Annotated in this window: 18 protein-coding genes; 10 read left to right on the top strand and 8 right to left on the bottom strand. The window is 48.0% G+C overall.

Annotation, left to right across the window (positions count from 1 at the left end):
- Positions 1–38 precede the first annotated feature (38 nt).
- Positions 39–521 carry a hypothetical protein gene (locus H579_RS0115110; protein WP_028301381.1) on the top strand — a complete coding sequence of 161 codons (483 nt, stop codon included), beginning with the start codon at positions 39–41 and terminating at the stop codon, positions 519–521.
- Here H579_RS0115110 and H579_RS0115105 read toward each other — a convergent pair.
- From H579_RS0115105 to H579_RS0115080, 6 genes are all read right to left on the bottom strand, one after another.
- Complete coding sequence (locus H579_RS0115105; RefSeq protein WP_028301380.1) at positions 510–1,922, bottom strand: GTPase/DUF3482 domain-containing protein; 1,413 nt, start codon at positions 1,920–1,922, stop codon at positions 510–512. The genes H579_RS0115110 and H579_RS0115105 overlap by 12 nt on opposite strands.
- 3 nt (positions 1,923–1,925) lie before the next feature.
- On the bottom strand, positions 1,926–3,461 hold the full coding sequence (locus tag H579_RS0115100; protein WP_028301379.1) for a DUF2868 domain-containing protein: 1,536 nt from the start codon (positions 3,459–3,461) through the stop codon (positions 1,926–1,928).
- Positions 3,462–3,824: 363 nt separating this feature from the next.
- Positions 3,825–4,328 carry a tellurite resistance TerB family protein gene (locus H579_RS0115095; RefSeq protein WP_028301378.1) on the bottom strand — a complete coding sequence of 168 codons (504 nt, stop codon included), beginning with the start codon at positions 4,326–4,328 and terminating at the stop codon, positions 3,825–3,827.
- 271 nt (positions 4,329–4,599) lie between these two features.
- Entirely contained in the window at positions 4,600–5,598 is a 999-nt protein-coding gene (gene cydB, locus H579_RS0115090; protein ID WP_028301377.1) for a cytochrome d ubiquinol oxidase subunit II, read from the bottom strand.
- A 43-nt stretch (positions 5,599–5,641) separates the two neighbouring features.
- Complete coding sequence (locus tag H579_RS0115085) at positions 5,642–7,003, bottom strand: cytochrome ubiquinol oxidase subunit I (RefSeq protein ID WP_028301376.1); 1,362 nt, start codon at positions 7,001–7,003, stop codon at positions 5,642–5,644.
- 167 nt (positions 7,004–7,170) lie between these two features.
- Positions 7,171–7,710, bottom strand: coding sequence for a GbsR/MarR family transcriptional regulator (locus H579_RS0115080; RefSeq protein WP_245583287.1), 540 nt, complete (start codon positions 7,708–7,710; stop codon positions 7,171–7,173).
- A gap of 389 nt (positions 7,711–8,099) precedes the next feature.
- Here H579_RS0115080 and H579_RS0115075 point away from each other — a divergent pair, with 389 nt between their 5' ends.
- The 8 genes from H579_RS0115075 to H579_RS0115030 all read left to right on the top strand — a co-directional run bounded on the left by H579_RS0115075 (position 8,100) and on the right by H579_RS0115030 (position 16,285).
- Complete coding sequence (locus H579_RS0115075) at positions 8,100–8,855, top strand: helix-turn-helix domain-containing protein (RefSeq protein ID WP_028301374.1); 756 nt, start codon at positions 8,100–8,102, stop codon at positions 8,853–8,855.
- 408 nt (positions 8,856–9,263) lie between these two features.
- The gene (locus tag H579_RS0115065; RefSeq protein ID WP_028301372.1) at positions 9,264–9,863 is read left to right on the top strand and encodes a hypothetical protein; all 600 of its coding nucleotides are present in this window, start codon (positions 9,264–9,266) and stop codon (positions 9,861–9,863) included.
- A gap of 349 nt (positions 9,864–10,212) precedes the next feature.
- Positions 10,213–11,064, top strand: coding sequence for a 3,4-dihydroxyphenylacetate 2,3-dioxygenase (gene hpaD / locus H579_RS0115060; RefSeq protein ID WP_028301371.1), 852 nt, complete (start codon positions 10,213–10,215; stop codon positions 11,062–11,064).
- 157 nt (positions 11,065–11,221) lie between these two features.
- Positions 11,222–11,647, top strand: a complete 426-nt coding sequence (locus H579_RS0115055; protein WP_028301370.1) for a GlcG/HbpS family heme-binding protein — start codon at positions 11,222–11,224, stop codon at positions 11,645–11,647.
- 361 nt (positions 11,648–12,008) lie between these two features.
- Positions 12,009–13,208, top strand: coding sequence for an MFS transporter (locus tag H579_RS0115050; protein ID WP_245583286.1), 1,200 nt, complete (start codon positions 12,009–12,011; stop codon positions 13,206–13,208).
- 403 nt (positions 13,209–13,611) lie between these two features.
- The gene (locus H579_RS0115040) at positions 13,612–14,421 is read left to right on the top strand and encodes a transporter substrate-binding domain-containing protein (protein WP_028301368.1); all 810 of its coding nucleotides are present in this window, start codon (positions 13,612–13,614) and stop codon (positions 14,419–14,421) included.
- A gap of 177 nt (positions 14,422–14,598) precedes the next feature.
- The gene (locus H579_RS0115035; protein ID WP_028301367.1) at positions 14,599–15,549 is read left to right on the top strand and encodes an amino acid ABC transporter permease; all 951 of its coding nucleotides are present in this window, start codon (positions 14,599–14,601) and stop codon (positions 15,547–15,549) included.
- Entirely contained in the window at positions 15,542–16,285 is a 744-nt protein-coding gene (locus H579_RS0115030; protein WP_028301366.1) for an amino acid ABC transporter ATP-binding protein, read from the top strand. The genes H579_RS0115035 and H579_RS0115030 overlap by 8 nt, the downstream gene beginning before the upstream one ends.
- 306 nt (positions 16,286–16,591) lie before the next feature.
- On the opposite strand, the gene H579_RS25885 is transcribed toward H579_RS0115030, so the two are convergent.
- Entirely contained in the window at positions 16,592–17,506 is a 915-nt protein-coding gene (locus H579_RS25885) for a LysR family transcriptional regulator (protein WP_051227680.1), read from the bottom strand.
- 158 nt (positions 17,507–17,664) lie between these two features.
- On the opposite strand from H579_RS25885, the gene H579_RS0115020 reads away from it, so the two are divergent.
- The gene (locus tag H579_RS0115020; protein ID WP_028301365.1) at positions 17,665–17,919 is read left to right on the top strand and encodes a PhzF family phenazine biosynthesis protein; all 255 of its coding nucleotides are present in this window, start codon (positions 17,665–17,667) and stop codon (positions 17,917–17,919) included.
- A 73-nt stretch (positions 17,920–17,992) separates the two neighbouring features.
- On the opposite strand, the gene H579_RS25880 is transcribed toward H579_RS0115020, so the two are convergent.
- On the bottom strand, positions 17,993–18,250 hold a 258-nt coding region (locus H579_RS25880), incomplete at its 5' end, for a transposase (protein ID WP_028301364.1).

The raw sequence follows: 18,250 nt of genomic DNA, 5'->3' as shown, positions 1-18,250 counted from the left end.
CATCACAAGTAAGCAGAATAAGAGAACGGAGTCATCCAATGGTTAATGAGTTTGCAGTTTATTCAGAGTATTCCAATCAGAAAGCATCTCTGCAACAGGGCGCGAATATTAGAAAGCTCACCCATGTTGACAGTGAACAGGGAGACAGCATCACACTGATGCCGGAGACGGGAGTGATTCGTCTGAAACAGGGTTTGTATCATATCACAGCCAGCGCAGCGACCGGTGTGGATGGCGCTGAAGCGAACACTCATGAAGCATACTGCCAGCTCAGCTATGCCTGCCAGACCAAAGCCCAGCAAGGGCCTATCAGTATTGGCTCCCAAGCGGTACCGGATATGATCCCAAGCCTGGTGGATACCTTCCTGCGTGTTGATGACGATACCGGTATTGTGCTGGAGTATCAGGTTGATCACTCTGGTGAAAAAGCATCAATTCTGGCTGAGAACGATGCCAATCTGCAGGTTTTCTCCCGTATCAGTATTCTGAAAATGGAAGACGCCTCCACCTTAACCAACTGAATGACGCAATAAACCGATCAGTTCTGCCAACTGGCCTGTTTCACTCTGACTCAGGCCTTTTGACGCCTTATGCAGCAAACGGGTCAATTGCACCTGTTGCTTTTTGCTTAAGCGGTCCAACCTGTGGCTCATGCCTCTTTCCTGCACAGCCACCGCAACACGATCGCCATGGTTTTTTGTACTGATCACATCCAGAAAGTCCAGTTGGCGTCCCAATACCACAAAAGCAAAAGCGGGATCTTTCACCGGCCCTGCACTGAGCTGCTTACCCGCAACCGGCACGCCTTTAATCTTCAGGCCATCGGTTTTCATCGTCGCTGCCAGTGATGCCAGACCACTGACCAAGCCCCCGGTTAGAGCACCCGCCATAAAAGAAGCACCGCCAACACCAGCATCAATAATGGCTCCCGAGGCAGCACCTGCCGCAGTCGATAAACCCACCAGCTTTTTGCGATCCAGACCAAACAGATACCAGGAGGACTGATCAAACAGGTCAGGGAAATCCGCTTCAAGTTGATGGGCATGAGTCTGTAACCGGGTCAGCGCGTATAACGATTGCAGCTGCTGCCAACACTGGTTTTCATATGTGCGCAGTGCTTGCTGATACTGCTTTGACAACTGTTTCTTTAGTGTCGATTCAACAAACTGAGTCGGCACCTTGATATGCTGTTTCTCTGAAAGAATACTGGACAGACACTCCGCCACCAGATAAGCACTTTGTACATCCAGCTTGGCCTGCTGGTCCTGCAAACGCTCCAGAGCTTGCTCGATATTTTTACGCCAGGGTTCATGCAGCTCCGCAAAGGCAGACAGTAACGCTGACTTTTTCTGCTCATTAGCTGTCATGGGATCAAACACCCGCACGATACTGAAAAACTGCGATAACGCCGCTTGCCACTGCTCAACATAAACCTCACCACCAATGGGGTTGATCAGCGCCATGCGGGGTTGGCCTGTCCACTGCAGGATCGACATTTCAGCTTCAAATTCCGGGGTATAGGGCAGAGAACCATCAACAACATACAAGATACCTGCACCGGCCATAATCGGCGTTAACAGCTCAACCTCATCCTTATAACGGCTGTTTTCCTTCCCTTGCTGTTCACTCAAAAAGGCCTGTACCGCCTCGGCCCGCTGAGAGGCGTTATTCACATGCTGCTGTAGCCATTCCAGCACCTGACGGGGACGTTGAAACCCCGGTGTATCCACCAACTCATAGAGGGGGACACCATCAACACTACACGTAAAACCCTGAGCCTGAGTTGTCGTACCTGAAACCTCAGAGATACTGACCGCATCCTGGCGGGTCAGCGTCGACACTATACTGGATTTGCCCTTATTGGGATGTCCTACAACAGCAAATTTAGGGATATCTTTTAAGACAGTTTTGACTGTGTCCACCTCTTACTTCCCTGTCTCTGAGTGTTGGTGTGTATCGCCTTGAGTGCTGGAGCCTTCAGCCGAACAGCCTCGAATACGCAACTTAATTTGATGTTGTTTAGCAAAAAACTGCCAGGTTTTTAGCATCATATCAGAGCGTTCGGGCTGGGCATCTAAACCAGTCAACCACAGTTCAATTTGAATCTTCTGTTCACTGACGATATCAACAACATCAGCCAGTTCACCGGTCGGTGTTTGCCAGGCCTCAACCAACAAAGCAATGCTTTGCGGGTCTGATAAAGAAGAAGATTGAGAGCCGGTGTGAAAAGTTATCTGAGAACTGACATGGACCGCAGAATCACTCAGGCTCTCCAGATAAGCCTCATCATCCAACCAGGAACCTGCACCCAAATTTTTACTTACCCGGCTATCAGGCTGAGCCAAACGCCAGCCCAACACTATGTCGGCATCTAAATCAGCAGCAGAAAGAGGGGGGCTTTTTTCCGACACGACATTTTGGTCTTGGTAAACACGTTCAACCGGCTCACTCTTTTCCAGATTATCTGCTTTATTGGTCGTTTTATCCGGCGCTCCCTGCGGCTGTTCAGGTGCATCTGGCATTAAAGGATCTATAGAAAAGGTCTGCTGATGGCGATTTAAAAACTGCTCAAATAGGCTGGATACCTCAATCGCCTGACTTAAGCGTCGCTTTAACTGTCCACGGAATATTGCAATCAACATCAGCCTTGGCAGCAAGCCGTAGCACAGTACCGCCATCACAATAAACTGCCACAGCGCCGATGAGTGTCCCTGAACAATAGCTTCTGCGGTTAATCGGTGCTGACTGGCAGCAACCAATACCTGACCCGGAGCGTCCAACCACCATTGCCACGGCAAGGCGATCCAATGAAATACCTGCGTCATAGTGGTGCTATCGGTAATAAAGGTGGATGACCAGTAAAAACTGACCTGCTGAAAAGTGGCAAAAACAAAAAAGCAGGCTAATCCGCCCAATAAAGCAAAGCTGGCACCTTTTTGTAGCTGACCAGATAGCCAGGGCTGTAACAGCATACGATGGCGTTCAAATTCGGGGAGATTCAGGTGTTTGGCTAACAGATTATACGCCATCGGTTTTGAGCGCCGCTCAGAAGAGATAAACAGAGGCAAAAAACCAGACAACAGAGAAAAGATAAAAGGCAGGAAAGCAAACAGAAACAGCGGTGCCCAAATATTAATGGCACTGCCCGCGTGGGCCATCAATACCCCCAGCATGGTTAATACGCCCAATACCAGGCATACCAAACCAAACCACCAAGGCACTCCAACCTGATTTTGAAACCCCTGTTGATTGCCATACCCCATATTACGGGCATCCCTGGTTTGCCGCTGCCATAATGCCAGCCACTGAACTAAAGATTGAGGTGGCGCCTGTCCATCGGACAAGTTCAGCGTACTGCCTCTTTCCACAAACTGACGAAAATCAAACCACCGAAACAGGCCTTGACTGACCGAAGGTTTAATAAAAAAGTCCCGCACATCCGAATTCGCAGCCTGACTCATCGCTCAGGAAACTCCTGCACACAGTGATTTGATTCGCAAAGAAAAGTAACACCAATGGCACACTTTTAATCTCTATTTTAGCCTCTAAATAGGATGGTACTTCACAGGCAGGATTTAGCAACTGAAGGACAATACATTTGTCCGGAGACATCGTGTGAAACGTAGATAATATGAACATTAGAGTGAAATATCAGGGGAGTACCAATATGAAAACGAATGCTCTAAGTGCTATAACCCCTTTGGGCGCTGCACTGTAAAGCCTCTACATTTTATATCCCCCGATAATGGAAAAGCCTGACCGCAGCATGCTACGGTCAGGCCCTTAAAACCACAGTAAAATCAATTCACAGCGACAGCCCGATCTTACTGAGACAGGCTTACGCGGAAGTTAGGGTCATTTTTCGGGTGATTCTCCGCTGTAAATACTGAACGATCATGTTTCAGCGCCAGCACTTCAAAGAATGGCTGGAAGCGCTCTTCAGTGATCTCAAACGCCTGTAGGAACTTAGCAAACATCGCTTGCTCTTCTGGCTCAGCCTGCCCATCAGACAGGGAAGAGTCCACCAGGTTAGTCAGAATGCACATCTTCTGAGCATCAGACAGCAGAGGTGCTGCTTCTGCCAGGAACTGGTCAATGCTGTTTTTACTCATATAACGCTGAGCAGAATCCAGCAGGGCACGGTTATTAGCACCAACACCGATAGAACCACCGCTCTTCTCACCACCCAGTACCGCCAGCAGCTGACCGATCTCTTCGTTGTCGAATTCACCATCTGCCGCGATCATGTAAAGCAGTGAAGTAGCAAATGCCAGGTGAGGTGTCATCTGATCACCACTGTCACCTTTAAACATATCAAACAGACCCATTACGTATCTCCTAGCTGATTCATTTCAGTGAAAAATTTAACAACAAGTTAATAGTCTGCGTGGATTCTGTTTAGTTCCCGACTCTGATGAAAATTCTTAAGAAAATTTACCGGATAGTGTTAACTCGGCAAAACACCCCTTAAAAATAAAGTTTATAGACTATTTCCGAGGCTGTAGATTCATCATTAAATGGCTCTCTCAGCCTCAATCAGCTATTTCCACGGAAGAAATTCATGCTAAGGCACTCAGCCCATTATGGTAGCTCAACCCATTAATAGTAGCTCAGCTCCCGCACCTTACCCCAGAATACCCGGTAGGAATACACGGTATAACTGATGATTACTGGCACCACCAGAATCGCGCCCCATAGGATAAAGCTCAGCGATTCCGGTGCCGCAGCGGACTCCCAGATGGTCAGTTGATCCGGCACGATATAAGGGAAGAAGCTTAGAGCTAAGCCAAAGAAACACAGGATAAAGATTGCCACTGCATTGACAAACGGCAGCCAGCACTTTTTATCGCCCGGTAAAGGCAACTGCTTCAGCAGTCGGTCGCTGATCACAAACAAGGTGAAACAGATCACCGGCAGAGGGGCAATCAGCAGCATATTAGGCCAGGTAAACCACTTGGCAAATACACTGGGATTGATCGCCGGATTGACGATAGAGACCGCGACCACACCGATAAAACAGACCCAACCGGATTTTTTCGCCCAGTTCACCGCTTGCTGTTGCAGTTCACCCTCGGTTTTCATCACCAACCAACAGGCTCCGATATAGCTATAGGCGGCGGCCACACCAAAGGCACTCAGCAGGCTAAAACCATAAGCGGCCGCCGTGCTCTGAAAGCCCATCACATACATGCCCAGCATATAGCCCTGACTCAAGGCCGCCAGCAGTGAACCAACTTTAAACACCTTGTTCCAGGTTGCCTTATGACTGAAAACCGCTTTGGCCCTGAAATCAAACGCCACGCCTCTCAAGATCAGGCTGATTAAAAGTACTGCTGTCGGCAGGTACAGCTCCTTAAACACCAGACTATGAGCGGCGGGGAAAGCGATCAATAACAGACCAACGGCTAAGACCAGCCAGGTTTCATTGGCATCCCAAAATGGCCCGATTGAGGCGATCATGGTGTCACTGTCCTCTTGCTGTTCCAGAGGTAACAAAATACCGACGCCCAGATCATACCCATCCAGCACGGCATACATCAGAACCGCAAGTCCCATCAAAGCGATAAAAATAACCGCTAAAGTATTGGCTTCAAACATAATCAGTATCCTGCGTTTTGTTTGACAAAAGTTGACATGGCCATCACGAGTTAAGCGCTAGCGTGCTCTTTGCTTGCTGAGCTTTTTCTTGTTCCGTAATCTCTTCGATCTCAACCGCACGACCGGCCATGGTAAACAGGGTATGCAGATAGGCGACGAGTAATACGGCATACAGCAGCAGATAAGCGCTTAACGAGAGACCAACATTGGTTGGGTCGATATCTGTCGCAGCATCTTTAACGCTTAAAACCCCTGTCACCAACCAAGGCTGACGACCGATCTCGGTGACATACCAACCCGCAAGCGTGGCAACCCAACCAGAGAAGCTCATCGCCACCAAGGCTTTTAACATCCAATTAGGCAGCGACTCACGACGGGCCAGCTGAATACGCGCGACCCAGGCGATCAGCAGCATTAACATGCCAATACCCACCATAACGCGAAAGCTATAAAACACAGGTGCCATCGGCGGAGTTTTGCCTTCAAACTCATTGAAGCCTTTGATCTCGCCATTAAAGTCATGGGTCAGAATAAAGCTGGCCATACCGGGAATAGCGATCTCGAAGTGATTGGTTTTAGCTTCTTCATCGGGGACCGCAAACAGTAGCAGAGGCGCGCTTTTTTCGGTTTCCCATACCCCTTCCATTGCGGCGATTTTTTGTGGCTGGTGTTTCAGAGTATTTAAACCATGCAGATCACCGACAAACACCTGTAGCGGTGTCAAAATAGCGGCAACCGTTAACGCGATTTTCAACGTCAGCTTTGGCGCCTGTTTATCGTCACCTTTCAGTAGGCGATAGGCGCTGATACCGGCAATAAAAAAGGATGCAGTCAAACCCGAAGCCAGTAGCATATGGCTCAGGCGGTAGGGAAAAGAGGGGTTAAAGATAATCTCAAACCAATCTACCGCATAGGCAACACCATCCCGTATCTCATGCCCCTGCGGGGTTTGCATCCAGGAGTTCAGTGACAGAATCCAAAATGCTGAAATCGTGGTGCCAACGGCGACGATCAAAGTGGATAAGGTATGTATTTTAGGTGAAACCCGGTGCATACCAAACAGCATGATGCCCAGGAAACCCGCCTCTAAGAAAAAGGCGGTTAATACCTCATAACCCAGCAATGGGCCTGCGATATTACCGACCGTTTCCATAAACATGGGCCAGTTGGTGCCAAACTGGAACGACATGGTGATACCGCTCACCACACCAATAGCAAAGGTCAGGGCAAAGATTTTCACCCAGAAACGATAGGCGCGCATCCATATCGGATGGCCGGTTTGATCAAAGCGCAGTTTGAAAAAGTAGAGAAACCAACTCAATGCGATAGTGATGGTTGGAAAGAGAATATGGAAACTGACATTCGTAGCAAACTGAATGCGCGACAACATTAAGGTATCTAGCATAACGTACCTCATAACCTTATTTAGTGCGCATCGGGTAGAAGTGAAGCGAAGTTATGATGCGCTCAAGGGGAGAAGACTGAGTTTGGCAGTCGCTCAAAACACATTTAATGCCTGGAAAGAACCAGTGAGGAGCGCAAAAAAGGTGCTTAGAGCAACTGCCAATTCGCTCAATCGTTTTTAAGAAGCCTGTCTTTCATATCGATAACCTTACTGACCCCCGCACCCAGTTTCATCAGGGTATTCAACTTGTCGGGGCTCAGGCCCTGTAGCTCGCTGGCCCACTCGGTTATCGTTTCCAGAAGATCATGAATCTCCCGCATTCGCTCCTGAGCATAGAGTTCCTGCGAATTGGCAGGTTCGTCCAGCAGATTATCCCTCAACAGCGACAGCGTCGGATCAACCTCGCGCTTACGGCGCTCTTCAAAGACACGAATTGCCATATCCCAGATCGAACCAGCGGGAGAGTAATACTCTTTGCGGTCTTTCGGTTTGTGATGAACCTGCACTAAGCGCCAGGATTGCAGTTCCTTAATCCCCATACTGACATTACCTCGGGAGATATTCAGTGCTTCCGAGATCTGAATCGCACTCAATGGCTCTTCACTGATAATCAGCAGGCCATACATCTGTCCAACGGTGCGATTAAACCCCCAGCGGCTGCCCATCTCACCGCAGTGCATCACAAAGGACTCAAGCTTATCGGTCATCTTCATATTTTATGTTCTGAACTTTCAGTATTTTCTGAAAGTTTATGCCAAAAATGATTTGGGTCAAGCTTTTTTGGGTTTTTAATTGCTAACAGGCAAGATTGAGGCAGAAAAATACTTGAAGGTGTTATTGGGGTGCCTGAAAGCATTTAGCTTAAAGGATGCCAATGCATTATATACTTCCATTTACTCTCATTAAACTCGCCGCAACCCAATCAATGCCGAGGTGGAGTACTCCAGCTTTCATATTCGGCTGACCGCTGGGTTGCTATCCCCATAAAATAGAGATAAAAATCCCGCACATTCGCTTTATCTTTCCGGTATGGTGAATATGCCGAGCAATTCAGAAGCCTGCGAAACGCTCACTACAATCACCCGGAAACCTAGTTATGAGCGATAACAACGCCCTGTTTAATCTGGTTAATCTGCCCCTGGCATCCTGTATTGACGCAATTGGCTACGAGCGTTTTTATCCGCGCTTTTTTAAATTGATGGGCCATATTGCCAAAATCGAACAGTATATGGTGTTTGAGTTTCCCAACGGAGAGAAAGAACCTCGCTGCCGCCTGGCCCATAATATTTACAATGCCGACCTTGGGCTTCAGTTCGCCTCACTCTATCTGGATGGTAGCTATCATAACGATCCTTTACTGGCCCGCCTGGCAGAAGAAGTGATTAAGAATCCGGCTCAACCGGCCTGTGAGTTGATGCTAAAAAAACATCTACCCCCAGTGTATCGCCGCCGTTTCTATAACGTACCGGATCTAACGGGTAAATTTGCTATCGCGGCTCATGATGAAGAACAGAATCGACTGTTCTATATCAACTTCTATCAATCCAGACAGGACTTCACAGAGCAAGAGATTGAAAACCTGGAGCAGTGCAGTGCCTTGGTCAGCTCGCTGCTACTGCGCCACTTTCGGGAAGAGAATCAGGGCCGTGGCGTACAGGGCCATCTATTAGCGGCCGGTCTATCCGAGCGAGAGGCCCAGATTTGCGAACTGATCGCCTCTGGCCATACCGCCAAAACCCTGGCTCGTAAGCTGGGTATCGCAGAATCCAGCGTTATTACCTATCGTAAACGGGCTTATCAGAAGCTGGGCATAAGCCGGAAATCCGATCTGATTGAGCGTTTAAAGCAGTAACTTTTGCCCAGACAATATTGAATATGTACGTATATCTGCGTACGCTGCTAAAAAGTACTCACATTTGAGTACTTTTCAAAGATCAGGGAAGGACTTTTGATATGGGATTTACTGACGTTAAAAAGCAACTCGTGGAGTGCATAGAAACTGGCTCATAAGACCATGAGACCAGGGGCAATATTGATGTCAAAAACCTGTTTCAGTGTGGTCAGATCACCGATGATTATGTCGTCGAGCTGGTCAAAAGAACTCGCGGTAATGAATATACAGTAAGTTCCCACCATAAAGCCCCTGAAGTTGATGTGCATGTTTTTACGCCGTTTAAGGATGGCAAACGCTGGTACATCAAGTTTTATTTTGTCAAGCCAGATGCTGTGTTTGTCAGCGTGCATGAAAGCGGTGTCTAACATGAAAATTGTTAAAGAAGGCGATAAAAGACAAGTTGTTTGCGCCAATTGTGGACTAACACAAGCCACCTATTTACTAAGGGACATAGACTTTAGTGACCAATCTGGCACAGTCAAAAATGTGCTGGCTGCCGTCTGTGACAGTTGTAATGAGATTGCCAGCATACCTAAGCAATCTACCGCAAAAGTGAAAGCTGAATACAACAAGATTAAAACGCCAGTAGATATCCGCTTACCGGCACATTTTTTGGATATTCTGACTCTGGCAGGTCAGAAAATAGATCCTACGTTGACAGATAGCTTCAATAAGCCACTGGTGCTGTACTATCTGCATGCCTTAAGTAGTGGGCGCTACCCTTCGAAAGATCTGAATGATCTTTTACATTCTGATCTGGCCAAAGCTAAGGCATCTAAGCGTTTCTCTTTCAAGCTTAACGACAATAGCCTCAGTGAAATAAAGATTCTTATAGATTCCCAAGGCCTGAAAAATAATACCGAGGTCTTTAAATCAGTTATTTTAAAAATCAACGAAGATATTGTTCAGCAGAGGAATCCAAAACATCTGCCTGAACTACAAAACTTCGCTGCAGCGTTTGCCTAAATATGAAGCATCTCTGTAAAAAGACGAGACAGTAATCTCAGCTCCATAACCTTGCTCTGATTTCATTGCCTGGTCTTTCTCCCTCTTCAACCTCCGCCATCCGGTGGATTTCCAGCTCCAGCCAAATCCTGCCACCCCAGCCAAAAATTGATTGAGCGCAAAAGATCTGTTTTCTGCCTTGCCATTCATTAACATGTTAATTATATTGAGCGCATTACTTAATATGTTAATTAGTTTTATGCCTATTTTGATCCTTGTTGATCAAAGTATGGGCAGACCACGACAAAGGCCGCTAAGCATCCCAAGGGCTTGGTAACGCAAGACAAAAAAATAACAGAGGTTTAACAAGATGGGTGAAATCGTTTTAGCCGCAAAAGTGACTCACGTTCCTACCATGCTGATGTCTGAGCAACCAGGCCCGTTGGAAGGTAAGCGTCAACAAGCCATTGATGGTCACAAGGAAATTGCCCGCCGTGCCCGTGAAGCTGGTGCAGATACTGTCGTTGTGATTGATACTCACTGGTTGGTTAATGCCGGTTATCACGTGAACTCTTCTGATAACTTTAAGGGCAACTTCACCAGTCACGAGTTCCCACACTTTATCCAAAACCTGGAATACGAGTACCAAGGCAACTCAACTCTGGGTGACCTGATTGCAGAGAAAGCGACTGCGAAGGGCGTTCATACCCTGTCTCACCAGGTTGAATCTCTGACTCTGGAATACGGTACTCTGGTACCGATGCGCTATATGAACCCGGAATCTGACCTGAAAGTGGTTTCTATTGCCGGTTGGTGTACGGTTCACAGCATTGAGTCTTCCCGCCTGCTGGGCCAGGCGATCCGTGAAGCCATTGAAGAAAGCGACAGTAAAGTACTGTTGGTGGCGTCTGGCTCCCTGTCTCATAAAATCTGGGCGAACGATGACTACGCTGCCAATAATGGTACTTTCACGATCTCCAGTGAATTTAACCGTCAAATGGATCTGCGTGTGCTGGACCTGTGGCAACAAGGTGAATATGCCACCTTCCTGAAAATGCTGCCAGAGTACTCCCAATACTGCTCTGGTGAAGGCGGCATGCACGATACGGCTATGCTGTTTGGTGCCCTGGGTTGGGATGAGTATAAGGGTAAAGCCGAAATTATCGGTGAGTACTTCCCAAGTTCAGGTACTGGTCAGGTGAATGTTGCGTTTGAAGTTTAAGCGTAGACTTTGATGGCTATTGGTTAACTCTCAGCGATTAACATCTGAAAACTCATCGACGCCCATTCGATGCGTAGATAGAAGCGTGATAGATGTGTCATAAAGGGGCTTCCTCAAGCCCCTTTTCTCTCTCTTTTTGGAAACGGCATTCAATCCTATGTTTATTGAAGAACACTCACTGGACTGGAAATCAGCGGCTTTAATCGCCCAGGCGGCTTGCGAGTATGCTGAAAGTCAGGGATTAAAGATCTGCGCCTATGTGGTGGACCGTCACGGTAATCCGCTGGTGATGCAGCGTATTAACCACGCCCCCTCCTACTGTACTCAGATTGCAGAAGGCAAGGCCCGCACCGCATCCAGCTTTGGTTTTCCGACCAGTGATTGGCAGACGCGCTTAGGCGAAAAACCTCACCTGTTAAATGGTCTGAGTCAACAACCCGGCCTGGTGACTTTTGGCGGCGGTATTCCAGTTAAACAAGGTGATATGTTGTTAGGCGCTATCGGTGTATCCGGTGCTTCCGAGCAACAGGATTGCGAATGTGCACAGGCGGGTATTGACGCCTTACTGGCACAAGCCATTTAAATTTTCTTCCGTTCTCGGCTTTATATTGAGTCTGGCTTTCGGCTTTATACTGAATCCGATAGCGGTTTAAAAATCAAACTCCTGCCAGTGAATCACAGGTCCACGGCTCTGCCAAAAAGCAGGGCAGCCTACACAAGCGATTCACTTGATTGAGTGCTTGCTAGCCCCCTCAGATTGACATTGTCATCTGAACTCTTGCCTGGACCATGGCCTGCGCTTGGTTCCAGGCTTTTTTACTTTTACAGCCCCGACAAACTATATGCGGATAAAAAAGCACTCATATAATCAAAGCACAATCACCATAAGAACATACACCATATTCCGTTTAGAATAGCCCTCTCTCATTCTGGAAGCCTCTGTTGTGACTGAAAAAAAACCATCTAGCGCCTCACCCTCCATCTCCCCCCCGATGGCCATGTTGATGGCGATGGCGGTAGCCAGTCCGGTGGCGCTGAATATCTTTGCTCCTGTGATGCCCGGCTTGGTTGAGGCTTTTGATACCGACCAGTTTACCGTGCAACTGGGCTTTACCCTGTATCTGCTGACTCTGGCGATAGGCCAGTTTGTAAGTGGTCCTCTGGCGGATCGTTACGGTCGTCGCCCTATTCTGCTTTGGGGTTTTCTGATCCATATCGCCGGTTGTTTGTTAGGCGCCCTGGCGTTTGAGATCTGGCAGGTGCTGCTGGGGCGTATCCTGCAAGCCCTGGGGGGTTGTACCGGAATGTTGCTGGCACGCAGTATTCTGGTGGAACAGCACGGACGGGATAAAGCGGCGGGGTATCTGGGCTATATCACTCTGGGTATCGCTTCGGCTCAGGCGATCGCACCCACTTTGGGCGGCTATATGAACCTGGCCTTTAGCTGGCAGTCGGTCTTTTATCTATCGATGTTTATGGGTTCACTGGTGTGGTTAGGGGCGATATTTTATGTCCCCAACAACACTCAACCTCTGGGACAAGGTGGCGGTATCGGCCAACTGTTTGGCAAATACCGGGAAGTGATCAAAAGCCGACAATATCTATATATGGTGCTTTCCAGCACCCTGATTGCCGCCTGTTTCTTTGCTTTTATGACCAGTGCGCCATTTGTGGTGGATCAGGCATTAGCAGGCAACTCAGCGGATTACGGCAACTGGTTTTTACTGGTCGCGGGAGGTTTCTTTCTGGGCAGCATGACCGCCGGTAAGATCTCGGCCAAACTAGGGGTCTACCGTATGATCCCGCTGGGTCATAGTTTGTCTCTATTGGCCGCAGTCGTGATGCTCGTGTTGTTTATCACGCAGGGCATCAGCTATCAGGCGCTGTTTATCCCTATGGCTTTGTTTACCTTTGGCCGAGGCTTAAGCCAGCCCAATGCGCAGTCTGCGGCGATCAGTACCGCCACCACTGCACCAGCGACCGCAACGGGCATGCTAGGGTTTATACAGTTGTTGGTGGGCTCTGCAGTGGCGCAAATCACCCCTTTGGTGATACAGATTGACCTGGTGATGCTACCGATCACACTATTACTCGCCACTGTTTTGGCTTTGGTAACATTTAAATTGGGTAAGGCGGAGGTATGAACCTCTGCTTTTCAGCCGATAAGCATAAGAATTCGCGACAACAATACCAATTTCGACCCAACGCCGGGTTTATTAGCGACATCTCTACAACAACAAAAGCCCGGATTGTATTGCAAAAGCAATTTCTGATAGAGTATTAACCCTACCTTAGGGATCACCTTTCTCATTTACAGTAAATAAATTTATTTTATCAGTACTGTGAAGAAATATTTACCGTTCTGTAATCACCACGTAACAACATATCACTCTATTCCTTGAATTCATTAGTGTTAGAGCTGATAATCCAATTCGATTGCACAAAGAGTTGAACCTGCTCCGCAATACCTCCTTGGTCGTATTAGCAGCGGCTAAAGAAAGATTGGGGCCCCTTTGTGACACAAAAATAATTTATAAGGTTTACTACATGAAAAAATTCCTGAAGTCAGCAGCAACGGCTGTTACTCTGGTCGGTGCCAGCGTTGCTTACACCAGTGCAAGTGCTAACGAGTCGGTACTGGACAACATTCTGGATCGCGGCGCGATGAAAGTTTGTTTCGATGCGGGTTATATGCCGTTCGAAATGAAATCCAAATCCGGTGATTTCATCGGCTTTGATATCGATCTGGCCAAGATGATGACTAAAGATATGGGTGTAGACTTTACACCTGTAAATACCGCTTGGGACGGTATTATCCCTGCACTGCTGACCGACAAATGTGATGTGATCATGGGCGGTATGACCATCACGCCTCAGCGTAACCTGAAAGTTAACTTCGCTGATCCGTATGTTGTGATCGGCCAAACCATCCTGCTGAACCCTAAGCTGGAAGGTAAAGTGAAGAGCTATAAAGACCTGAACAACGGCAATTACACCGTTGCGACCAAACTGGGTACAACCGGTGAAGCGGCTGTTAAGCGTCTTATCGGTAAAGCCAATATCAGCCTGTTCGAAACTCAGGCGGATGCAGTTCTGGAAGTGGCTAACGGTAAAGCAGACGCTTTCGTTTACGATCTGCCATTCAATGCGCTGTATGCTTCTCAGAACCCAAATCAGATCTCCCATATCGAAGTGCCTTTCACCTACGAACCACTGGGTTGGGCAATCCGTAAGGGTGATCCGGACTTCCTGAACTTCCTGAACAACTACCTGCGCCAGATTAAAGGCGACGGTCGTTATGAGCGTGTTTACAACAAGTGGTTCAAGTCTGACGCTTGGCTGAAACAGGTTCAGTAAATATTGGCGTTACAGCTGATATTAATACACGCCTGAATCAACGTGTTATTCAGAGGCTGTCCCCGTTATCGGTGAGACGATCATAAAGACGCGTTGCCCAGGTTGGCACAACCCGGTATAGCCGGGTTGTGCTTTTTTGTTTTTCAATTCATAAACATTCCAGGGCTTAATAAAGTTATGCAAGATCAGCAGAGAGTCTGGCTATGGAATAGTGTTTTTGTCGCCATTGTGTTCGTCTTGGGGTACTCCATATACCTGGCCAGCGGCAAAATCGATTACACTTGGCGCTGGGATCGCGTCACCCCTTACATCATTAACACTGAACCTCAGGAAATTATTGCTCCGGGGGATGGCACCTTAGAACTGGGTAGTGACGGCAAGTCCCTGCATCTGGTGCTGGACAGTGGTGCAGATCCTTTTATCGTAAAAAAATACACCGAGATGGTGGCCGCTGAAGGCGACCTGATTTTTGAAGGTGACACCCTCGCCACTCTGAACGATTGGCAGATCGGTCCTATTATTGAAGGCTTGATCGTTACCATCGAGATCTCCCTCTATTCGCTGGTCATCGCACTGGTTCTGGGCCTGCTAGTGGGCCTGATGCGCATCAGCGCTAACCCGGCATTGCGTAACCTGGCGATCCTGTATATTGAAGTAATCCGGGGCACACCGCTGCTGGTACAGATCTTTATCATGTACTTCTTCTTCGGCACGGTACTGGATCTGGAGCGTTTTACCGCCGGTGTGATTGCTCTGTCTGTCTTTACGGCAGCTTACGTGGCTGAGATCGTGCGTTCCGGTATTCAATCCATTCCCGTCGGTCAGATGGAAGCCGCACGCTCACTGGGTATGAGCTACCCGAAAGCGATGATCTATATCATTCTGCCGCAGGCCTTTAAACGCACACTGCCACCGCTGGCCGGTCAGTTTATCAACTTGATTAAAGACTCTTCCCTGGTCTCTGTAATCTCTATTACCGATCTGACCAAAGCGGGACGAGAGGTAGTAAGCGGTAGCTTTGCACCGTTTGAGGTTTGGTTCACCGTTGCCCTGCTCTACCTGGTACTGACCAGCGCGCTATCCTGGGCTATTCAACGTCTTGAGAAGAGGTTATCCGCCAGTGACTAATGCACCTGAAAAAATCATTATTGCTGAAGGCGTTGATAAGTATTACGGCAAACTGCACGCATTGAAAGATGTGACCACAAGTGTTCACCGTGGTGAAGTGGTCGTGATCGTAGGACCTTCTGGCTCTGGCAAATCCACCTTTCTGCGCACCCTGAATCAGCTGGAAAAGATTCAGGCAGGTACACTGGTGGTGGATGGTATCGATATGTACGCCAAAGATACCAATATCAATAAACTGCGTGAAAATGTGGGCATGGTGTTTCAGAACTTTAACCTGTTCCCACATAAGACTGCGCTGGAGAACGTGATGCTGTCCCCTCGTATTGTCGCTAAACGCGACAAAAAAGAGGTGGAAGAGCATAGCCGTGAGCTGATGTACAAGGTGGGCCTCGCTGAGCGTATGCACAACTACCCATCCCAGCTGTCCGGTGGTCAGATGCAGCGTGTCGCTATTGCCCGTGCACTGGCAATGCGCCCGGATATCATGCTGTTTGACGAACCAACCTCAGCACTTGATCCAGAGATGGTCGGTGAAGTACTGGACGTAATGAAGAGTCTGGCGGCTGAAGGCATGACCATGGTCGTGGTCACCCACGAAATGGGCTTCGCCCGTGAAGTGGCGGACCGCGTACTCTTTATGGAAGACGGTGCCTTGCTGGTGGATGAAGCGCCGGAGAAATTCTTCGATAATCCACCCCACCCGCGTCTGAAGCAGTTCCTGTCTAAAGTGCTTTAAAGCCTAACGGGATAAAAGCTACACATGGCTGCTTATCTCTGAATAAATCGGCCTTCTTTGCTCCTGCAGTAACCAACGAGGTTACTGTAGGAGTAAAGCAAACCTCCCGTTTCAAGCCCGCAATCAGCCCACCAACCGGTCCACTAATCAGCCCAAAACGCTGTATATCTTTTAGGCACTGTTAACAACTTAAAAACAGTGTAAATTCAGCGGCCTATCCGATAAGACAAACCAAAATCAAACAGAAACAAGATATTCACAAGCTTACCCACTTTTTCTGTGGATAACCTTGACCTGTTCAGCATATTAAAAAGGGTTGGTCACCTTTTCGCCATAAAAAACAGATCGCTTCTGCTGCACAATATCTTCGAGAAATTCTTTGCACGCCCTGACTCTGGCAGTTTCCCTCAAATCGGCATGATATAACATCCATATGCCCCACTTTGATGGCTGTGTAGCCAGATCCAACCGTTTTAAACCAGGTTCCGTTTCACCAATAAAACAAGGCAGCTTGACCAACCCCATGCCCTTAGCCGCAGCCGCAGCCATAGAACCAACATCATCGACTCTGAGTACGACGCTGAATTGCTCAAAGTGATCAGTGACCCAAGAAGGCGGAGTAATCTCATCGTCAAACAGAATCACTTTAACCTGAACTTCTTTCAGATTTTTCTCCCCTGAGTTTAGTTGATCAACTATAGCTTCTGGACCATAAACTCCGTGCCTCATAGTCACAAGCTCTCGACCGACCAAATCCTCTGGTGGATTGGGTGTCATACGTAACGCCAAATCAGCCTCCATCGCCCTCAAATCCATCAGGTTTTTGGTCATGATTAGTTCCAGCTCGATTGCTGGATACTTACAACAAAACCTCTCCAACTCGGGAATAATCAAGCGATTGGCTAGCTCATGGGCAATGGTCAGTCTCAATGGACCCGATAAAGCAGCATCCCTACCTGAGCCCTGTTGATCTACTCGCTGAACCCCCTCTTCCAGAGCAGCAACTTGTTCGAACAGGTTTTCTGCTGCTTGGGTCATGGCGTAACCAGAGCGGGAGCGATCGAATAAACGTGTTCCCAGATGGCTTTCCAATGCCTGAATACGACGAGCCACTGTCGTGTGCTTTACACCTAGCTCACGGCCAGCAGCACTAAGAGAACCTTGTCTTGATAGCGCTAAAAAAAACTTTAGGTCGTTCCAGTTCATCTCATTGATGTGCATTAATAAACACCCACTGTTCTTTTTTAAGTATTTCTGCTCAATATAAAACACCCTATAGTTTCGATAAATATGATGTCAATAAATACAGCGTCAATAAACACAATACCGATAAAACAGACCATAAATCTTACAAATTCAGTCACATAGGCATAACCCATATGACAACTGATACTTTAACAGCAGCAACGGTCGCTTCTCAAAATAACGCCCACACCGCAGCCAACAACACACAGGGTAACTTGCGTCGGCTCTCCGCTTTTACTCAAACACCCGAAGGTGGTAACCCAGCAGGTGTATGGATTGGAGAGCAATTACCCCCAGCACAAGAGATGCAGGCCATCGCAGCCGAAGTCGGTTTCTCAGAAACCGCTTTTATCGCACCTAGCAGCCTGTCGGACTTAAGCCGTCAATAGGCTTAAAAATCAGAAAAAATTGCGATTTATGCAGGGATATTCCTATTTTTTGAGAATATCCCTGTTCAATACCTTATTTTAGGCGCAACTTGGCTATTCGTTTTAGATTCCAGGCCATACACACCAAGCTCCATTCTCCTGTCACTCCCTTCAGTCCTCGTAGCGAGAACTGACGGAAGCCCAAGACCGATTTGATAATACCGAAGACCGGCTCAACCGTTTGTTTACGTAAGGCATAGATCGCTCGTCCTGCCTTGGTCCTTAACTTATGTGCCATCTTCTCTGCTGGAGATGCCCTTGTACCTAAAGGCCCTGGCTCAATAAATCGCTC

Origin of the sequence: Oceanospirillum beijerinckii DSM 7166, from assembly GCF_000422425.1 — a bacterium.
GTDB lineage: Bacteria > Pseudomonadota > Gammaproteobacteria > Pseudomonadales > Halomonadaceae > Oceanospirillum > Oceanospirillum beijerinckii.
This window is presented reverse-complemented; position numbering and strand designations above follow the sequence as displayed.

Bases quoted from the DNA above. Each gene is read 5' to 3' on its own strand.
- H579_RS0115110 (WP_028301381.1), top strand. From the start codon at position 39: ATGGTTAATGAGTTTGCAGTTTATTCAGAGTATTCCAATCAGAAAGCA.
- H579_RS0115100 (WP_028301379.1), bottom strand. From the start codon at position 3,461: ATGAGTCAGGCTGCGAATTCGGATGTGCGGGACTTTTTTATTAAACCT.
- H579_RS0115095 (WP_028301378.1), bottom strand. From the start codon at position 4,328: ATGGGTCTGTTTGATATGTTTAAAGGTGACAGTGGTGATCAGATGACA.
- cydB (WP_028301377.1), bottom strand. From the start codon at position 5,598: ATGTTTGAAGCCAATACTTTAGCGGTTATTTTTATCGCTTTGATGGGA.
- H579_RS0115085 (WP_028301376.1), bottom strand. From the start codon at position 7,003: ATGCTAGATACCTTAATGTTGTCGCGCATTCAGTTTGCTACGAATGTC.
- H579_RS0115080 (WP_245583287.1), bottom strand. From the start codon at position 7,710: ATGACCGATAAGCTTGAGTCCTTTGTGATGCACTGCGGTGAGATGGGC.
- H579_RS0115075 (WP_028301374.1), top strand. From the start codon at position 8,100: ATGAGCGATAACAACGCCCTGTTTAATCTGGTTAATCTGCCCCTGGCA.
- H579_RS0115065 (WP_028301372.1), top strand. From the start codon at position 9,264: ATGAAAATTGTTAAAGAAGGCGATAAAAGACAAGTTGTTTGCGCCAAT.
- hpaD (WP_028301371.1), top strand. From the start codon at position 10,213: ATGGGTGAAATCGTTTTAGCCGCAAAAGTGACTCACGTTCCTACCATG.
- H579_RS0115055 (WP_028301370.1), top strand. From the start codon at position 11,222: ATGTTTATTGAAGAACACTCACTGGACTGGAAATCAGCGGCTTTAATC.
- H579_RS0115040 (WP_028301368.1), top strand. From the start codon at position 13,612: ATGAAAAAATTCCTGAAGTCAGCAGCAACGGCTGTTACTCTGGTCGGT.
- H579_RS0115035 (WP_028301367.1), top strand. From the start codon at position 14,599: ATGCAAGATCAGCAGAGAGTCTGGCTATGGAATAGTGTTTTTGTCGCC.
- H579_RS25885 (WP_051227680.1), bottom strand. From the start codon at position 17,506: ATGCACATCAATGAGATGAACTGGAACGACCTAAAGTTTTTTTTAGCG.
- H579_RS0115020 (WP_028301365.1), top strand. From the start codon at position 17,665: ATGACAACTGATACTTTAACAGCAGCAACGGTCGCTTCTCAAAATAAC.